At 70.7% G+C, this 16,012-nt stretch carries 16 protein-coding genes and 1 tRNA gene; 12 read left to right on the top strand and 5 right to left on the bottom strand.

Going from position 1 to position 16,012, the window contains the following annotated elements; all coding sequences use genetic code 11:
* A partial coding sequence (locus tag PUR26_RS22670; protein WP_329874346.1) for a hypothetical protein occupies nucleotides 1–253 on the top strand: 253 nt, incomplete at its 5' end.
* Here PUR26_RS22670 and PUR26_RS22665 read toward each other — a convergent pair.
* Together PUR26_RS22665 and PUR26_RS22660 are read right to left on the bottom strand one after the other, a co-directional pair.
* Entirely contained in the window at nucleotides 175–822 is a 648-nt protein-coding gene (locus PUR26_RS22665) for a LysE family translocator (RefSeq protein WP_329874344.1), read from the bottom strand. The genes PUR26_RS22670 and PUR26_RS22665 overlap by 79 nt on opposite strands.
* Complete coding sequence (locus PUR26_RS22660) at nucleotides 810–1,397, bottom strand: hypothetical protein (RefSeq protein WP_329874342.1); 588 nt, start codon at nucleotides 1,395–1,397, stop codon at nucleotides 810–812. Before PUR26_RS22660 ends, PUR26_RS22665 begins: the two co-directional genes overlap by 13 nt.
* A gap of 185 nt (nucleotides 1,398–1,582) precedes the next feature.
* On the opposite strand from PUR26_RS22660, the gene PUR26_RS22655 reads away from it, so the two are divergent.
* The 7 genes from PUR26_RS22655 (at nucleotide 1,583) to PUR26_RS22625 (ending at nucleotide 9,101) form a co-directional block, all read left to right on the top strand.
* On the top strand, nucleotides 1,583–2,923 hold the full coding sequence (locus PUR26_RS22655) for an aminotransferase-like domain-containing protein (protein ID WP_329874340.1): 1,341 nt from the start codon (nucleotides 1,583–1,585) through the stop codon (nucleotides 2,921–2,923).
* Nucleotides 2,924–3,525: 602 nt separating this feature from the next.
* Nucleotides 3,526–4,575 (top strand): LuxR C-terminal-related transcriptional regulator, encoded by a 1,050-nt coding sequence (locus tag PUR26_RS22650; RefSeq protein ID WP_329874338.1) that lies wholly within the window; start codon nucleotides 3,526–3,528, stop codon nucleotides 4,573–4,575.
* A 661-nt stretch (nucleotides 4,576–5,236) separates the two neighbouring features.
* Nucleotides 5,237–7,111, top strand: a complete 1,875-nt coding sequence (locus tag PUR26_RS22645; protein WP_329874336.1) for a sensor histidine kinase — start codon at nucleotides 5,237–5,239, stop codon at nucleotides 7,109–7,111.
* A gap of 7 nt (nucleotides 7,112–7,118) precedes the next feature.
* On the top strand, nucleotides 7,119–7,553 hold the full coding sequence (locus PUR26_RS22640) for a roadblock/LC7 domain-containing protein (protein WP_329874334.1): 435 nt from the start codon (nucleotides 7,119–7,121) through the stop codon (nucleotides 7,551–7,553).
* A gap of 3 nt (nucleotides 7,554–7,556) precedes the next feature.
* Nucleotides 7,557–7,928 carry a DUF742 domain-containing protein gene (locus PUR26_RS22635; RefSeq protein WP_329874332.1) on the top strand — a complete coding sequence of 124 codons (372 nt, stop codon included), beginning with the start codon at nucleotides 7,557–7,559 and terminating at the stop codon, nucleotides 7,926–7,928.
* Nucleotides 7,906–8,532, top strand: a complete 627-nt coding sequence (locus tag PUR26_RS22630) for a GTP-binding protein (RefSeq protein WP_329874330.1) — start codon at nucleotides 7,906–7,908, stop codon at nucleotides 8,530–8,532. The genes PUR26_RS22635 and PUR26_RS22630 overlap by 23 nt, the downstream gene beginning before the upstream one ends.
* Nucleotides 8,529–9,101 carry a GAF domain-containing protein gene (locus PUR26_RS22625; RefSeq protein ID WP_329874328.1) on the top strand — a complete coding sequence of 191 codons (573 nt, stop codon included), beginning with the start codon at nucleotides 8,529–8,531 and terminating at the stop codon, nucleotides 9,099–9,101. Before PUR26_RS22630 ends, PUR26_RS22625 begins: the two co-directional genes overlap by 4 nt.
* A gap of 111 nt (nucleotides 9,102–9,212) precedes the next feature.
* On the opposite strand, the gene PUR26_RS22620 is transcribed toward PUR26_RS22625, so the two are convergent.
* Complete coding sequence (locus PUR26_RS22620) at nucleotides 9,213–10,409, bottom strand: acyl-CoA dehydrogenase family protein (protein WP_329874326.1); 1,197 nt, start codon at nucleotides 10,407–10,409, stop codon at nucleotides 9,213–9,215.
* A gap of 1,202 nt (nucleotides 10,410–11,611) precedes the next feature.
* Here PUR26_RS22620 and PUR26_RS22615 point away from each other — a divergent pair.
* From PUR26_RS22615 to PUR26_RS22605, 3 genes are all read left to right on the top strand, one after another.
* Nucleotides 11,612–12,247: a hypothetical protein gene (locus PUR26_RS22615; protein ID WP_329874324.1), complete on the top strand. Its 636-nt coding sequence runs from the start codon at nucleotides 11,612–11,614 to the stop codon at nucleotides 12,245–12,247.
* 420 nt (nucleotides 12,248–12,667) lie between these two features.
* On the top strand, nucleotides 12,668–13,600 hold the full coding sequence (locus PUR26_RS22610) for an alpha/beta hydrolase (protein WP_329874322.1): 933 nt from the start codon (nucleotides 12,668–12,670) through the stop codon (nucleotides 13,598–13,600).
* A 34-nt stretch (nucleotides 13,601–13,634) separates the two neighbouring features.
* Nucleotides 13,635–13,997 (top strand): MmcQ/YjbR family DNA-binding protein, encoded by a 363-nt coding sequence (locus PUR26_RS22605; protein ID WP_329874320.1) that lies wholly within the window; start codon nucleotides 13,635–13,637, stop codon nucleotides 13,995–13,997.
* Between the two features lie 107 nt (nucleotides 13,998–14,104).
* On the opposite strand, the gene PUR26_RS22600 is transcribed toward PUR26_RS22605, so the two are convergent.
* Together PUR26_RS22600 and PUR26_RS22595 are read right to left on the bottom strand one after the other, a co-directional pair.
* The gene (locus PUR26_RS22600) at nucleotides 14,105–15,001 is read right to left on the bottom strand and encodes a transketolase family protein (protein ID WP_329874318.1); all 897 of its coding nucleotides are present in this window, start codon (nucleotides 14,999–15,001) and stop codon (nucleotides 14,105–14,107) included.
* Nucleotides 15,002–15,034: 33 nt separating this feature from the next.
* A complete protein-coding gene (locus PUR26_RS22595; protein WP_329874316.1) occupies nucleotides 15,035–15,739 on the bottom strand; it encodes a transketolase in 705 nt (234 codons plus the stop codon).
* A gap of 136 nt (nucleotides 15,740–15,875) precedes the next feature.
* Here PUR26_RS22595 and PUR26_RS22590 point away from each other — a divergent pair.
* Nucleotides 15,876–15,949 (top strand) — tRNA-Pro (locus PUR26_RS22590).
* Nucleotides 15,950–16,012: the final 63 nt, after the last annotated feature.

Below are 16,012 nucleotides of genomic sequence, written 5' to 3'. Positions count from 1 at the left end.
CCGCCTCGACGGCTACGAGATCCGCACCGCCGCCGTCGCCCGCGGCGTCCCCTGCCTCACCACCGTCCAGGCCCTCGCCGCCGCCGTCCAGGGCATCGAAGCACTCGGCCACGGCGACGTCGGCGTCCGATCACTCCAGGAGCATACGAAGCGTCTGACCACGAGCGCCCGGGATCAGCTCGAACTGGCGGGCATCGAGGTGTCCATCGCGACCGAGATGGCCAGCAGGCCGAGCGCCGTCCCCATCATGTAGCGCTGGACCTTGAGGAAGGACGGTCGCCGGGCGAGGAAGACGGCGATCGTTCCGGCCGCCAGGACGATCGACAGGTTGACGGTGAGGGCCACCACGATCTGGACGGAGCCGAGCACGAGCCCCTGGAACAGGACGTGCCCGGCGTCCAGGTTGATGAACTGCGGGATGAGCGACAAATACATGATGGCGATCTTCGGGTTGAGCAGATTCGTCATCAGGCCCATGGTGAACAGTTTGCGCGGTGAGTCGTGCGGGATGTCCTGGGGGGCGAAGACGGAGACGCCGCCGGGCTTCAGGGCGTTCCAGGCGAGATATGCCAGGTAGACCGCGCCGGCCAGTTTCACGGCGACGTACAACTGGGGGAACGCGATGAAGACGACCGACAGTCCGAGGTTCGTGGCCAGCAGATAGACCACGAAACCCAGAGCGACACCGCCGAGGGATATGACTCCGGCGCGCCGCCCCTGGGTGATGCTCCGGGAAACGAGATAGATCATGTTCGGGCCGGGGGTGAGCACCATTCCCAGGGCCACCATCGCGACACCCAGTACTCCGCTCAACTCAACCATGGCTGGCCGCTGCTTTCTGTTCGGATCCGTGGAGTGCCGCCCGAGGGGATCCCCTGGGGGCGGCGCAGTACCTCGGAGAGGTCATGGACGATGTCGTGGAGAAAATGCCGGGTGAGGAAATCGACGGTCAGCCGCAGCTCGGGGAGGCGAGGATCCTCGTGCTCCCAGTCGTCGGCGGTGAGTGTCGCGAAGCGCCCGGCCAGGGCCTCGGCGGCCAGGCCCAGCTCCTCGGAGGCCCGCCCCGCGTCCTCGTCGCGGCCCGGCGGAGGCTCCGGACCGTCGGCGGCCGGCGCGCCCGAGGGGGCGGTTCCGAGCGTCGTGTCGATCCGCCGGTGGAACAGCAGACACATGTCCCTTACGTGGCAGCCGTGTTCCAGTGGCGACCAGGCGGCCGCACAGCTGTACCGCCGTCCGACGTCCGGCCCCGCCAGGACCCGCTGCCAGTGGCCCGCGTACTCCAGGAGCAGCTCCGCCGCCTTCCGCCGGTCGTACCCGAGCGAGGTGAACTCGCACCGGCCGCAACGGGGCGGCGGGAGGGGCGTCCGGCTCCCTGTCGTGCGGGCCGTGGTCTTCACCGGGCTGCGGGTTCCTTCCTCACGGAGAGTGCTCCGGCCGTCGGCTCGGTGCGCTTAGGATCAGCTGCACAGCAATACGTCGGAGCAATTGCGAGTGTAGGTCGATCCTTTGCTCGGTTCAATGCGGAACATTGAACTCGGTGCAATCCTGTACTTGGATGTGATCCGTACGGGAGGAGATATCTGTGAAGGACTATCGGAGCGTCGCCGACGCGGTGGCCGAGGAGATCAGGGCGGGCCGGCTCAGGGCGGGGGACCGGCTGCCCCCGCAGCGGGACTTCGCCCAGCGGCACGGCATCGCCAACTCCACGGCCACGCGCGTCTACCAGGAGCTCGCGCGACGGGGTCTCACCGTCGGCGAAGTGGGCCGCGGCACCTTCGTACGCGCCCCGTCCGGCGCGGCCGCCGCCCCCGCCCTGTCCGAACCGGCGGAGCGGCGGGTCGACCTGGAGCTCAACTATCCGGTGGTGCCCGAACAGGCCGGGCTTCTGGCCGCCGGCCTGGGCGGACTGCTGCGCGCCGACGTCCTGGAGTCCGCGCTGCGGCCGGTCGGTCCGGCCGGTACGCCCGCGGCGCGCGACGCCGCGGCCGATCTGCTGGCACGCGGCGGCTGGCGCCCGGATCCCTCGCGGATACTGTTCGCCGGGAGCGGCCGCCAGGCGATCTCCGCCGTGGTCGCCGCGCTGGCGCGGCCGGGCGCGCGGCTGGGAGTCGAGGCGCTGACCTACCCGGTGCTCAAGGCGATCGCCACCCGGCTCGGCGTCACTCTCGTCCCTTTGGCCATGGATGAGGCCGGTCTGGTCCCGGAGGCGGTGGAGGAGGCGCACCGCTCCGGACCGCTGCACGCCGTCTACGTCCAGCCAACCCTTCACAACCCGTTGTCGCTCACTATGCCCGAAAAAAGGCTGGACCATTTGGCCGAAGTCCTGCTGAAGTTGGGCATCCACGCGATCGAGGACGCCGTCTGGGCCTTCCTCAGGGACGACCTGCCACCCCTCGCCTCGCGCGCGCCCGAGCGGACGGTCCTCGTCGACAGCCTGTCCAAGCGACTGTCCCCGGGCCTGTCCCTCGGGTTCGCGGTGGCCCCCGCCGCCGTCGCGGGAGGAGTCGTCGCGTCGCTGCGCTCCGGCGGCTGGGCCCCCATGCGGTTTCCGCTGGAGGCGATGTCCCAGTGGCAGGCGGACGGCACCGTGCGAACACTCGTGCGGGCCAAACAGCGGGAGGCCGTGGCGCGGCAGGAGCTCGCCGGTCGCCACCTCGGTGACTTCGTCACGCGCGGCGACCCCGGCTCGTTCTACCGCTGGTGGGAGTTGCCGCGTCCGTGGCGTGCCGACACGTTCGTCGCCGCCGCGGCGCGGCAGGGGATCGCGGTGACGCCGGCCGCCGCGTTCTCCGTCGGCCGTCACCGCGCTCCGAACGCGATCCGTCTGGGACTGGCGTCGCCCGGCGCCGGAACGCTCTCCTGGGCCCTCGCCACCCTCGCCGATCTCGCCCGGTCGACTCCCGATGATCTCGCCAACGACTGAATGCCTGAACGTAGTTGACGGACCGCCACCTTTTTGCACCCTCGACTTTGCGGTTGCTGAATGTTTCCGGCAACCGCGGGTAACGGCTGTACGTCCGAGGCATGGATCGCTCAGCCGATGCCCCGGATGATCCATGTTCGACATGACGAACCCGTAACAAGGGGCTGTCCATATTCACCGGGTGAGACGTCTCTGAATATGAGACATATTCAGCTGGGAGCGGAGACAAAAGGTCCGGATATCGAATTGCGGAACGTGTTCCACCGGTTCGTCAGCCCCAGGCCGAGTCGTGCCGTGCCTGCAGCGCGGTGCGTATGGAGGCTGAAAGGCAAGTGTGCGTAGTGATGACGTTCCGAGACATACCGACACCTCTTCGATGTGATTGTTTGCACGTTTGGCAGTGCCTGATCCCTGTACATCAAAAATTCCCGGACGGGGTTCTGGTGAACCAGGTCCGAGAAGATGCCGCTCCTGTCCGTCCGGCCGCATTGTTTGCGACAAGTTAATCGTGCGCATATTCCAGCGGCGACGCGAGCCCGCCTGGCATCCTGATCACGAATTGCGGCAACACGAAGGATGGGCAAATGCGTCAATGTTCGGACATGGCTGCATCTTCCCAAGAGGTGCGCCTGTGTGATGAGGGGCTGCGGTGGTACTGCGAAGCGCTGGAGGTGGGGACGGTTTCGGGCGATGTGCCCGAATGTCTCATCCGGTGCGGGCTCCTGAGGCCGCTGCCCGGTGGGCAAAATTCATTCGTTCCGGTCCCGCCGAGAATCGCGGAATCGGAGCTTACGCGTCCGGTTGAGCGTGACATCGAACAGCGCCAGCGCACTCTGGAGTCCCTGCATTCCTCGTTCCTCGCGGCGGAGGTCGTCTACCGGAAGGTCCAGCGGCAAGCGGAGCTCCCCATCGAGTCCCTGAGCGGCGAGGAGGTCATCGGGGAGGCGTTGCAGCTGGCGGTGGCCTCCTGCAAGGAGGAGCTGCTGACCGCTCAGCCCGGCGGAGGCCGACCGCCGGCGCTGCTCGCCGAGGCGCTGCCCCGCGATCTCGCCCTCGTACGGCAGGGCGTACGGCAGCGCACGCTCTATCAGCACAGTGTGCGCTCGCACGGGCCCACCCTGGCGTACATCGAGAGGGTCCTCGCGGAGGGGGCCCAGGTGCGCACGCTGGACGAGATCTTCGAACGCGTCATCATCTGCGATCGCTCCGTCGCCTTCATTCCCGGCGGCCCCGAGCGCAAGAGCGCCGCACTGGCCATCCGGCACCCCGGTGCAATCGGCTTTCTCACCAAGATATTCGAGCACATGTGGGAGCGGGCAGAGCCCGTCTCCATCGCCATGGAACAGCACCGTCCGGACCTCCTCACCAACTCCGTCCGCAGGACCATGCTCCGTATGGTCGTGACCGGGCACACGGACGAAACGATCGCGGCCCGGTTGGGAGTGAGCACCCGTACCGTGTCCACCCATATCAGGAAGGTGTCCGAAGCGCTGGGCAGCCGCAGCAGGGCGGAACTGGGTTATCTGATCTCCCAGCGACGGATCCTCGAACCCGAGGGTCCTCTTCCGGGTGAAACGCCACGCCCCAGAAACGCGAACGCCGTCAAGCGGCTTGTCAGCCCCGCGTTCGACACGCTGGCCCCGCACAACTGACCGGCGCGCCTCGCGAAGAGCGGGTACCGGCCGGACCGGCGCCGGCGCTCCGGGGCGTGGCCCTGCGCAGGGCATCCGGCGCGAGCATCCCCGGCCAGCATCCGTACAGAGCGTCCACGTCCACCCTCTCCAGACAGCATCCGCATCGATGAGCCGAATGATCGGCGTGCTCCCGGCCGCCGCGTGGAGGCGGGTCCGCGCCTCCGCACGATGAGCGGCCCACCGCCGACGAATCGTTCCTGCGCAACGCTCCGCCCACCGGATCGCCGTCGGCGGTGGGCAGGCGGACACATCCGTACGGCGCCGGGAGCGGACTTCCGGCGCCGTACGGCCTTCTCCGCCCCTTCCCCCTCGTGCCCGCGCACTCTCTTCCCCGTGTGCCCGGGTGCGGCCGCCGGGCGTGGGCGAGGCCTTCGACGGCGTGCCCGCGAGGCGCCATGCACCCGCACTCTTTTCGTTCTTTCGTACGAGCCCTCATACCAGAGCGGGACGCTCGGTGGGCAACTTTGTCAACTGCACATCGCACGTGAACGGTTGACGACTACCGTGTGTGGTCGGTGATCAACGGTGGGCTCATCGGACGCGTGAGGTGTCCGATGATGCACCGATCGGAGCACCCGTACACACGCCGATTCCTGGGGCCCACGTACCAAGGACGCTGATGTCTCAACTTCGCGCACCCGTCGCGCGGCCGGACCGCCGTGAGGGCGGCCGGCACGGCCGGCCAGGCGCTCGTTCGCTGTCCCACACCGGGAGGCCGCACGCCGCGACACCGTCGACGGAAGCCCGCATACGCCCTCAACTCCTGCGCGTCTCCGTGCTGCCGGCCGTCGTGGTCGCGCTCGGCGGGGCGGCAGCCGTCCTCTTCACCATCCGTTCCACCGACGCCCGGCCCACGCCCGGACTGTGGGGCGCCCTGACGGGATCCGCGGCGCTCGCCGTGGCCGCCGTCGCCGTCGCCGCCCTGGGCGCCGACCGCGCCGCCAAGGCCGTCCTCGACCGGTGCAACGCACTGCGGCGCAGTACCGCGCGCGGCCAGAACGAACTGCGCGCGGTGGTCGAACAGCTGCGCCGAGGGGAACGCCCGCCCGTACGGCAGGGCCCACCGCCCCCCTCCGCCGGCGGGGACGGGTTCGACCTGCTCGCCGAGGAGCTCGGCCGGTCCCACGAGGCCGCCGTGGCGGCCGTCGTCCAGGCGTCCCGGCTGTCGAGCAGCGTCGGCAACGAACAGAAGGTCGAGGTCTTCGTCAACCTCGCCCGCCGGCTCCAGTCCCTGGTCCACCGCGAGATCCAGCTCCTCGACGAGCTCGAGAACGAGGTCGAGGACCCGGAACTCCTCAAGGGGCTGTTCCACGTCGACCACCTGGCCACCCGGATCCGTCGGCACGCCGAGAACCTGGCCGTGCTGGGCGGAGCCATGTCGCGCCGCCAGTGGTCCAACCCGGTCACCATGACCGAGGTGCTGCGCTCCTCCATCGCGGAAGTGGAGCAGTACCCGCGGGTCAAACTGGTGCCGCCCATCGACGGCACCCTGCGCGGACACGCCGTCGCCGACGTCATCCACCTGCTCGCCGAGCTGGTCGAGAACGCCACCCTGTTCTCGGCGCCGCACACCACGGTCCTGCTGCGCGCCCAGCACGTCACGGCGGGGCTCGCCATCGAGGTGGAGGACCGCGGGCTCGGGATGCCGGTCATCGAGCAGGACAGGATGAACGCCCTGCTGACCGACCCGGACCAGGTCAACGTGGCCCATCTCCTCCAGGACGGCCGCATCGGCCTGTTCGTCGTCTCGGCGCTCGCCCGCAGACACGGCATCGCCGTCCGTCTGCAGTCCAATATCTACGGCGGCGTGCAGGCCGTACTCGTACTGCCCCAGGGGCTGCTCGGCGCGGAGACCGAGAAACTGCCACAGGCCGACCGGCATCCGTCCCCGCCCGCCTCCCACCAGCCCGCGTCCGCCGCTTCCGCCCCCCACCCCACCCCCGCCGTCCCGGCGGCCCCGCCCGTACGACACGCCCCGGCCACCCCGGTCCCGACCGCCGCTCCCGAACCCGCGCGCCGCCGGCCCGTGCACGTGGCCACCGAACCGCCCGTCCTGCCGGGCGGCCCGCACGGACCGGCCCCCCACTACGCCCCCGAACCCGCGCCCCGCGCCGACGGCAGCGCCCCCCTTCCCCTGCGCGGGAGCCGGGCCGGCCTGCCCGACCCGCCCCTCGCGCCGCCCGCGCCCCGCGCCCCCCGACCCGCGGACTCCGCCGCGGAACACCACCGCACCGCGGCGCAGCCGCCCGAGCCCCCGCGGCAGGACGCCCTCCACGGCTCCATGAGCCGCCCCCAGCTGCCCAAGCGCCGCGCGCAGGAACACCTCGTGCCGCAACTGCGGGACGCGCCCGCCCCGCGCGACAGCGACGACCTCACCCTGCACGACCCCGGACTGATGGCTGCCTTCCAGCGCGGCATCGGCCTCGCCGAATCCATGCCCGCCAAGCCCGTACGCCCGGAACCGCAGCGACACGACGATGCTCACAAGGAGTAGATGCACCATGGCGAGCGATGCGCCTACCGGCCATTCCTCGGATCTCGACTGGCTGCTCAGCGGCCTGGTCCAGCGGGTCCCGTACACCCGCAGCGCGGTTCTGCTCTCCTCGGACGGCCTGGTGAAATCGGTCCACGGGCTGGACACCGACAGCGCCGACCACATGGCCGCCCTCGCCTCCGGCCTGTACTCGCTGGGCCGCAGCGCGGGTGTGAGGTTCGGTGACGGCAGCGAGGTGCGCCAGGTCGTCGTCGAACTGGACTCCGCCCTGCTGTTCGTCTCCACGGCCGGTTCCGGAACCTGCCTCGCGGTGCTGGCCGGCCGCGAGACGGACGCCGCCGTCCTCGGCTACGAGATGACCATGCTGGTGAAGAGCGTCCGACCGTACCTGGTCACACCGGCCAGACAGACCGCGGCGGCGCCGGGCATCACGGGACACTGAGCCATGACGTCCCCCCAGGACGGACCCTGGCTCGACGACGCGGCCGGCCGCCTCATCCGCCCCTACACGGTGAGCGGCGGCCGCACCCGGCCGACGGCCGCGCTCGACCTGCTGTCCCTGGTGATGGCCACCGGGTCGGCGCCGCAGACCCACCTCGGCCCCGAGCACACGCTGGCCCTGGGCCTGTGTCACGGGCCGACCTCGGTGGCGGAGATCGCGGCGCACCTGAGGCTTCCCGCAGTCGTCACCAAGGTGCTGCTCTCCGACCTGGTGGACTGCGGGGCCCTGACCGCCCGGGCGCCCCGCTTCCACGGAAACCCCACCGACCGTTCCCTGTTGGAGGCAGTGCTCGATGGCCTACGACGACGCCTCTGAGCGCCGAGACGAAATGGACCACCTCTTTCCCACCGCCCTGAAGATCCTGGTCGCCGGGGGCTTCGGGGTGGGCAAGACGACCTTCGTCGGAGCGGTGAGCGAGATCGAACCGCTGAGTACGGAGGAACTGCTCACGCAGATCAGCGAGGCCACGGACAGCCTGGAGGGGGTGGAGTCCAAGACGACCACCACGGTCGCCATGGACTTCGGCCGGATCGGCCTCGACGACCGGCATGTGCTCTACCTGTTCGGCACCCCCGGTCAGGAGCGCTTCTGGTTCATGTGGGACGAGCTCTCCGAGGGAGCGCTCGGAGCCGTCGTCCTGGCCGACACCCGCCGTCTGGAGGACTCGTTCTCGGCGGTGGACTTCTTCGAGCGGCGCGGCATCCGGTTCGTCGTCGCCGTCAACGAGTTCGACGGCTCCTTCCGCTACGAACCGGACGAGGTGCGGGCCGCGATCGATCTCAAGCCGGAAGTACCGGTCGTGCGGTGCGACGCCCGGGTCGCCGGCTCCGGGATCGGGACCCTGGTCACCCTCGTTCAGCATCTGCTCACCACCACCCCGGCCCCGGCCCCGGCGCCGAGCTACGGAGCACCGTCATGACGTACGATCCCACCGGCCATCTGCTGCTGACCCCCGTCGATCGTGAGGCTCCGCTGCGTGTGCGGCGGCTGCGACAACTCGGTATGGGGGAACGGCCCGACCCGGCCTTCGACGACTTCGCGCGCAAACTGGCCCAGGTGACCGGCGCGCCCTACTCGATGGTCAACTTCATCGACGAGAACAGGCAGTTCTTCGCGGGACTGCACACCCCGGCCGGTACGCACACGGGGACCGAACTCGAACCCACGGCGGCGGCCACCGGCGGTGTCAGCCGCTTCATGGCCCGCGACCACGGCTACTGCCCGCACGTGGTGGTCCGCCGCAAGGCACTCGTCCTGGAGGACGTCTGCGACTACCCCCGTTTCGCCGGGAATCCGGTCGTCGACGAGATCGGGATCCGTTCCTACCTCGGGGCGCCGCTCATCGACCGTACGGGCACCGCCCTCGGCACCATCTGTGTGGTCGACACGGAGCCCCGGCCGTGGGGGCGCGCGGGCCTGGAGACCATCAAGTCGCTCGCGGCCGAACTGGTGGAGCAGATCCACCGCCGCGAGGACGGCGGCCTGTGAGCCGTCCTTCGGTGACCTGCGAGGGGTGACGTCCCCGAGGGAGCGGTGAGCTTCCCTCGGGGACGTCGTTCGTCCTGCGGCGGCCCGGGCCCGGCCACGGCCTCGCACGGCTCAGTGGGCCGGTGCCATCCGGACCGCGTCCGCGAGCCGCTCCGACCACTGACCCTTCGACGTGCCGAGCGCCACCTCGGCGAGCCGGAGCAACTGGACGTCGGACGTGCCCGCCGGGGCGAAGATGTGGTGCGCGTCGCGCAGGAAGCGCTCGATCGGACGGTCGGTGAAGAGCCCGGCGGCGGCATGGATCTCCATGGCGTTGCGCGCGGAGTCGAGCGTCGACTCCACATTGACGAGCTTCGCGTTCATCAGCTCCGCGTCGCAGGGCAGCCCTTCGTCCAGCAGGTGCACCGCGTGATAGGCGGCCAGCCGGGACGTCATCAACCGGGACTGGATCTGCCCGAGCTTGAGCTTCACCGACGGCAGTTCGTGCAGCGGCTTGCCGTAGCGGATCCGCTCCTCGCAGAACCTGGTCGTCTCCTCCAGGATCGCCCGGTGGATGCCGAGGGCCACGGCGGTCAGGTTCGCCCGTCCGTACAGGACGCTGGAGGAGTACGCGACGGCCAGCCCGTCGCCCTCGTCCCCGAGCCGGCTCGACACCGGGACCCGGCAGTTGTCGAACAGCAGCTCGCCGAAGCTGAAGCCGTGCAGCCCCATGGTCGGCTTCTGTTCGCCGACCCGGAAGCCCGGCCGGTCCGACTCGACGAGGAACGCCGTCAGCCCCCTGGACCCGGGTCCCGTCCGGACCACGACGCCGTGCAGGTCCCCGACGTGGCTGTTCCCCACGAACACCTTCCGGCCGTTGAGCAGGTAGTCGTCACCGTCGCGGACGGCGCTCGCGCTCATCCCCAGGACATGGCCGCCCGACTCGGGCTCCGTGACGGCGATGGTCGGCAGGCACTCACCCGCCGCGATGGCGGGCAGCCAGGTCTTCTTCTGATCGTCGTTGCCGAAGTGGACGATCTTGGCGGCGCCCAGCTGTGATGCCTGGACCATCGCGCCCATGGCCCCGCTGACCCGGGACAGCTCCTCGATGATGATCGTCTTGCCGAGGTGGCCGACGCCCATCCCGCCGTGCTCGCGGTCGATCGTGGCGCCCAGCCAGCCCTGGCGGGCGATGAGCCGTGAGAGCTCGTGGTGGACCGACCGGGCCGCCTCCATGACGGGTATGCGGGGCCGGACCTCGTTCTCCGCGAAGCGCCGCACGTGCTCCCGCAGTTGATGATGCGGTCGACTTGCGAAGTACCCGTCCATGCGAGCTCTCCTCTGCGAAACGCCTGCTCGCGCGATTGTTCGAGCAGGTGGTGCATCGGCAGTGGTCCCGTCCCGAACAGGCCGACACCCCATGGTGTTGATCGTTTCGGGACGGTTCCAGGTGGTTGTCAACTATGGCTTGAATAAGGGTTATTGACGTGGGATTGGAGCTGTGGGGCGTGTGGTAGGGGTCTGTCCCTTCCTATCCGAAGGGCATTCCCCCCGTGCCTCTTTCTGCCACATGCCAAGGGCAAAGCTTTCGTGGGCATAGGGCACGTAGGGCCGGGGCGAACCTCATGGCTTCACAGGGGCACCACTGGCATACAGGGGCTGGATCGATTCGGCTCCCTTGTCGATCGAAACGGACCGCTATTGCGCCCGCTCGCGGACCGGGTTGTGCGCGAGCGCGATCGGCGGGGCCGGCGCGCTCCCTTCGTCCGGCGGATGCCCGTTTCCCTCCCGCGGGCCCGCTCGTGTGGTGCGCCGGCACGCCGCGGCCCGCGGTACCGGCGCTGCCCATCCGTACGAAGGCGATCATGCTGGTCAGCACCGCGTCCGGAAGCTTGCCGGAAGGCCGGCCGGCCCTGCCCGGGGCATACGGAAGGATGCCGACGCCGACCAGCAGACCATCGCGGCGGCCGCCGCGCGGCACAACCGGGCGTGCTCCATCCGTAAGGGTGGTGGGGTGTCGGGGGCACGGCGGTGAGCGGCTCCGAGGGGCCGGAACGCGCCTGGGGGGCACAGGCTGCCACGGCTCGGGGCCGGCCCCGAGCCGCGGCCGGCGAGGGGGTGCCGCGCCGTCCCCGGCGCGTCGGTGTGCTGCCGGGAGTGCGGCGCGCGCCGCACCGGGGCACAGCGCACTCCGGGGCGTGCGCACTCTCGCGGGCGCCCTCACCCCCCGCCCTCACCCCCGCCCCCGGCCGGAGGGGGCGGCCGCGTGGCCGGTCCCCCGGCGGGGCCGGGCGGCGCCTTCCGGTGTGGGCCGGATGGTGGAGGTTTCCGTGTCGAGGACGGCAACGGGCCGTGAGACAGCCACCGGATGGTACGGGCTTGGTGTGAGCTCCCTACCGCCCTCAGGACCGCCGAGCGGCCCCATCCGTCCCACGCCGCCTCCCGAGCCCGTTCCCGGCCCGCCTTCCGGGCCGGAGCCCGCGGGTCCGGGGTGGCGCTCCAGGCGCTTCCTCGTCCCGGCCGTCGTGGGCGTGATCGTCGTCGCGGGCGTGGCGCTCGGGCTGGCGCTCCTGCTCCCGAGGGGTGAGGAACCCGCCAGGACCCCCGAGGAGGCGAAGCGACTGGTGGCCCGGGTGGCCGCCGGCCCGGAGGAGTGGGGTGCCGGGTTCGCCGCGGGGGACGAGAGCTACGAGCTGGGGGAGGAGGCGCTGCGGGAGGACTGCCAGATCATCTCCCGCGCCGACCGTCCGGGGACCCTGGTGTCGTACAGGCGTCTGGTCAGCAAGGCGCAGCCGGTGATGGAGGGGCACTCCGAGGTACGGGTGTTCAAGGACGCGGCCACGGCGAGGGCGTTCGTCGCCGATGCCGAGGACGCGGTCCACCGGTGCGCCACCCAGCGGAGCGGGGCCGAGCGCTACGGCAACATCCGTGAGGGCGTCACCGAGCAACTGACCGGTTTCGACGAGGTGGTGGCCGAGATCGGGGCGAGCCTGATCGATACCTATGGGAAGAAGACCGATGAGCGCTACACCAGGGTGACGGGACTGATGGGCGACACCGTTCTGGCCGTCCAGATGTTCGGGCCGGCCGACATGGCGACGGACAACAACGCGCTCACCACCGCGACCATCCAGCGCATGCAGAAACGCCTCCAGGCCGAGCGGTGAACTCCCGGCCGAGCGGGGCAGGAGCCCGGACGCCCCTGACGGTCGGGACCGACGCCTCGGTCCCGTCGCCCGGGTGGCGGGCGGCGGGGCCGAGGGTCGCGCGGGGGCGGTGGCGCCCGCGCCGGCCGTGACCCGCTCGGGCCATGGCGGCCCGGCCCGCGCCTGCCCGGACCCGATCAGCCCGCGGCGCGCTCCGGGCGGGCCGTTCGAAGGCATGGATGAGCGGCCGCCGGGCTCCCCTGGCCGGGAGCGATACCGGGCGGAGCCCCGCCGCGGTCACCGCTCCCTCGATCCCACTCATCCGGGGCTTTCGGCGCGACATCGGCATGAGTGGCGGCGACCGGGGGAGGGTCAGCCCCGGAACGAGCCGGGAACCCGACACCGAGCCGGGAACCCGAAACCCCTCAGGAGGCATCCGCCATGACCGCGTACCGCCCCGGACTGCTCACCGCCCACGACGGCGTCCAGATCGCCACCTACACCTGGCTGCCCGAGAGCGGACGGCCGCACGCCCTGGTGCAGATCGCACACGGGGCGGCCGAGCACGCCCTGCGCTACGACCGATTCGCCCGTCACCTCGTCGCCCAGGGGTACGGGGTGCTGGCCTCCGACCACCGCGGCCACGGCGCGACCGCGCCCGCGACCGGCGGCTACGGCGTCACCGGCGAGGACGTGACCGACAGCTGGCGGGCGATCGTGGAGGACCTCAAGGACGTCGGCGACCAGGCGCGCGCCCTGCATCCCGGTGTACCACTGGTTCTCCTCGGTCACAGCCTCGGCTCGATGCTGGCCCGGGACTACGCCCAGGAGTACGCCGACGGGCTCTCCGGACTGATCCTGTCCGGGACCTTCCGCACCCTGCCGGGCGCGGAGCCCGAGACCGACATCCCCCGCCTGGAGAAGGAGGCCGCGGAGCGCGGCCGTACGGCTCTCTCCCCGTACATCCCCGAACTCTTCGCCTCCTTCAACGACCCCTATCCGCACCGCACCGGCTTCGAGTGGCTGTCGCGGGACGAGGCCGAGGTCGACGCGTACGCCGGCGACGAGCGCTGCGGCTTCGCCTTCAGCACCGGCCTGGCACTGGACTGGCTGCGGGCCGTCGGGAAGATCAACGACCCGGACAACCTCGCCCGCATCCCGGGCGACCTGCCGGTGCACATCGCCGTCGGCACGGAGGACCCCTGCAACCAGGGGATGAGGCTCGTCCATGAACTGCTCGACGACTTCCGCCGGGTCGGCATCGAGGACCTGACCTGGAAGGCGTATCCCGGCGCCCGTCACGAGATCCTCAACGAGACCAACCGCGACGAGGTGCACGACGACCTGACGGCCTGGCTCGGCAAGCGCGTCTGACGCCACTGTCAGCGGTGGGTCCTACGGTTGTCACATGGTCACCGCCGACGAGGTCCGCAGCATCGCGCTCTCCCTGCCGGGTGCGGTCGAGAAGCTCTCCTGGGGCATGCCCACGTTCCGCGCCGGTCAGGGCGGGAGGGTCTTCGCCTCGCTGGACGACGACGGCCGGGTGATGGGCGTCAAGTGCCCCGAGGAGGACCGGGAGGAGCTGATGGCCGCGGAGCCGGAGAAGTTCTTCCTGCGCCAGGGGCACGACGACCACTACGCGTGGCTGCGCGTCCGGCTCGCGGCCCTGGACGCGGACGAGCTGTACGCCATCCTCGTCGACTCCTGGCGCCAGGCCGCGCCGCGCGCACTGCTCGCCGCCCACCCCGAGCTGGGTCGCGGGCCGGACTGAGCGGCCTCCCGTCGGGTGGTTCCGCGGCCCCAGTCCGCGGCCGCCGCCACGGGGCCGCGCGCGGGGACGTCCGCTGTCGCGCGCCTTTCCGGCGGTGGCGCCGAGGTTCACCGCCCAAGGAACACGCTGATCCGTTCGCGCAGTCCGGCGGCGTCCAGCCCGTGGGCCACCAGGTGCTCGTCCAGCTGCCCGTACTTGCGCAGCTCCCGCTTCGCCACGCCCAGCCCGAGCACCCGGTGCGGGAGATCCGCCAGGGCGTCGTTCGCCGCCCCCGTCGACGTACCGGCCAGATACGGCTCGACGAGCACGACATCGGCCCGCCCGCCGACCGCGGCGCGGCGGACGGCCTCGTTGTCGAAGGGGCGCACGGTCGTCGCGTACAGCACCGTCACGTCCAGTCCCTCCGTCGCCCTCAGAACGTTGTCCAGCATCGGACCCACGGCCACCACCACACCTCCGCGCCCCTCGCGCACGGTGAGGAACCCCGCCCCTGTGACCGGTCTCGCCCGTTCGTTCGACTGGAGCGACAGCCGTATGTACACCCGGTCGTCACCCGCGGCCGCGTGCCGCAGCAGCGCTTCGGCCTCGTCCGGGTGGCCCGGCACATGGATGGTCCAGCCGTCGAGCGTGTCCATCAGCGCCACATCACCCGGCGCCATATGGGTGAAACCGCCGGCCGGCCAGTCGTAGGAGCCCCCGGCGCTCACCAGCACCCCGCCCACTCCCTGGTGCCCGAAATCCAGCTTGACCTGCTCGAAGGGCCGCTCCACCAGGAAACTCGCGAACGTGTGCACCACCGGCCTGAGCCCGGTGAGCGCGAGACCACCTCCCACTCCGACCAGCAGCTGTTCCCTGATCCCGACATTGACGACCCGGTGCGGGTGGGCACGCTCGGCATCCTGGAAGCCGTCCCTGCTGATCTCCGCGAGAACCAGGGCGAGCCGCGGGTCCTCGTCCAGCAGCCGGGTCGTGGTGGAGATGAAACGGTCACGCATGGTGTCCATGAAAGGTCTCCTCTTGATGGGCTCGTAGCCGTGTCAGGCGTTCTTGGGCTCGACCCGGGCCACCACGGCTCGCGGGCGCCCGGGGTGCGCGGTGGTGAAGGCGGCGTGGAGCGCCTCGTGGTCCCGTCCGTCGACCGTGTCGGCCGACCACCCGGCGGCCTCGAAGCGGGAGGCGATGCCGCCGGGCCACCCGAGGGTCGCGGACGAGTTGTCGATCACCAGCGTGTGCAGCTGCTCCAGCCCTGCCGGACCGGCGTAGGCGATGGCCTCGTGATTGCTGCCCTCGTCCAGCTCGGCGTCCCCGATCAGCACCCATACCCTGGGCCGGGTCAGTCCCTGGGCCCGCAGCCCCAGCACGTTGCCCACGGCCAGCGGCAGGCCGTGACCGAGCGACCCGCTGCCGATCTCGGCACCGGGCACCAGCATCCGGTCGGGGTGGTGGCCGAGCGGCGAGTCGTAGGAGCCGAAGTCCGTCAGCAGCTCCTCGGGGAAGAAGCCCTTGGCGGCGAGGACGGCGTAGTACGCCATGGGCCCGTGCCCCTTCGACAGCAGGAAGCGGTCCCGGTCCGGCGTGTGGATGTTCCCCGGCGAGACCCGCAGCACCTGGTCGTAGAGCACCCAGAGCGCGTCGAGTGTGGAGGTGGCGGCGGGGCCGTGCTTCTCGTCGCCGGTCATCAGGGCCATCAGCCGGTGCAGATCGTGGAAGTCCCGTACGGGGGTCTCAGCCGTGTTCGTCATGAGCAACAACATGCAAGGTGAACCGCGGTTGAGGTCAAGCGTCGGCGTACCGAGAAGCGGTTCGTGATCACCGGCCGGAGTGCGGTATTGTTCTCATGCACGCCGGGCCCCGGGAAACCGCAGGTCAGACGGGCATCGGGACGTGGCGCAGCTTGGTAGCGCACTTGACTGGGGGTCAAGGGGTCGCAGGTTCAAATCCTGTCGTCCCGACTCGTGAGAGTCGCGGATCAAGGGGCCGTTTCAGAGTGATCTGAAACGGCCCCTTGATCGTTT

This window comes from Streptomyces sp. SP18CS02 (assembly GCF_036322365.1).
GTDB lineage: Bacteria > Actinomycetota > Actinomycetes > Streptomycetales > Streptomycetaceae > Streptomyces.
This window is presented reverse-complemented; position numbering and strand designations above follow the sequence as displayed.

What these genes read in the sequence shown, in the direction of transcription:
- PUR26_RS22645 (WP_329874336.1), top strand. Translation starts at nt 5,237, where the DNA reads ATGTCTCAACTTCGCGCACCCGTCGCGCGGCCGGACCGCCGTGAGGGC.
- PUR26_RS22630 (WP_329874330.1), top strand. Translation starts at nt 7,906, where the DNA reads ATGGCCTACGACGACGCCTCTGAGCGCCGAGACGAAATGGACCACCTC.
- PUR26_RS22625 (WP_329874328.1), top strand. Translation starts at nt 8,529, where the DNA reads ATGACGTACGATCCCACCGGCCATCTGCTGCTGACCCCCGTCGATCGT.
- PUR26_RS22605 (WP_329874320.1), top strand. Translation starts at nt 13,635, where the DNA reads ATGGTCACCGCCGACGAGGTCCGCAGCATCGCGCTCTCCCTGCCGGGT.
- PUR26_RS22640 (WP_329874334.1), top strand. Translation starts at nt 7,119, where the DNA reads ATGGCGAGCGATGCGCCTACCGGCCATTCCTCGGATCTCGACTGGCTG.
- PUR26_RS22650 (WP_329874338.1), top strand. Translation starts at nt 3,526, where the DNA reads ATGGCTGCATCTTCCCAAGAGGTGCGCCTGTGTGATGAGGGGCTGCGG.
- PUR26_RS22635 (WP_329874332.1), top strand. Translation starts at nt 7,557, where the DNA reads ATGACGTCCCCCCAGGACGGACCCTGGCTCGACGACGCGGCCGGCCGC.
- PUR26_RS22610 (WP_329874322.1), top strand. Translation starts at nt 12,668, where the DNA reads ATGACCGCGTACCGCCCCGGACTGCTCACCGCCCACGACGGCGTCCAG.
- PUR26_RS22595 (WP_329874316.1), bottom strand. Translation starts at nt 15,739, where the DNA reads ATGACGAACACGGCTGAGACCCCCGTACGGGACTTCCACGATCTGCAC.
- PUR26_RS22620 (WP_329874326.1), bottom strand. Translation starts at nt 10,409, where the DNA reads ATGGACGGGTACTTCGCAAGTCGACCGCATCATCAACTGCGGGAGCAC.
- PUR26_RS22600 (WP_329874318.1), bottom strand. Translation starts at nt 15,001, where the DNA reads ATGGACACCATGCGTGACCGTTTCATCTCCACCACGACCCGGCTGCTG.
- PUR26_RS22665 (WP_329874344.1), bottom strand. Translation starts at nt 822, where the DNA reads ATGGTTGAGTTGAGCGGAGTACTGGGTGTCGCGATGGTGGCCCTGGGA.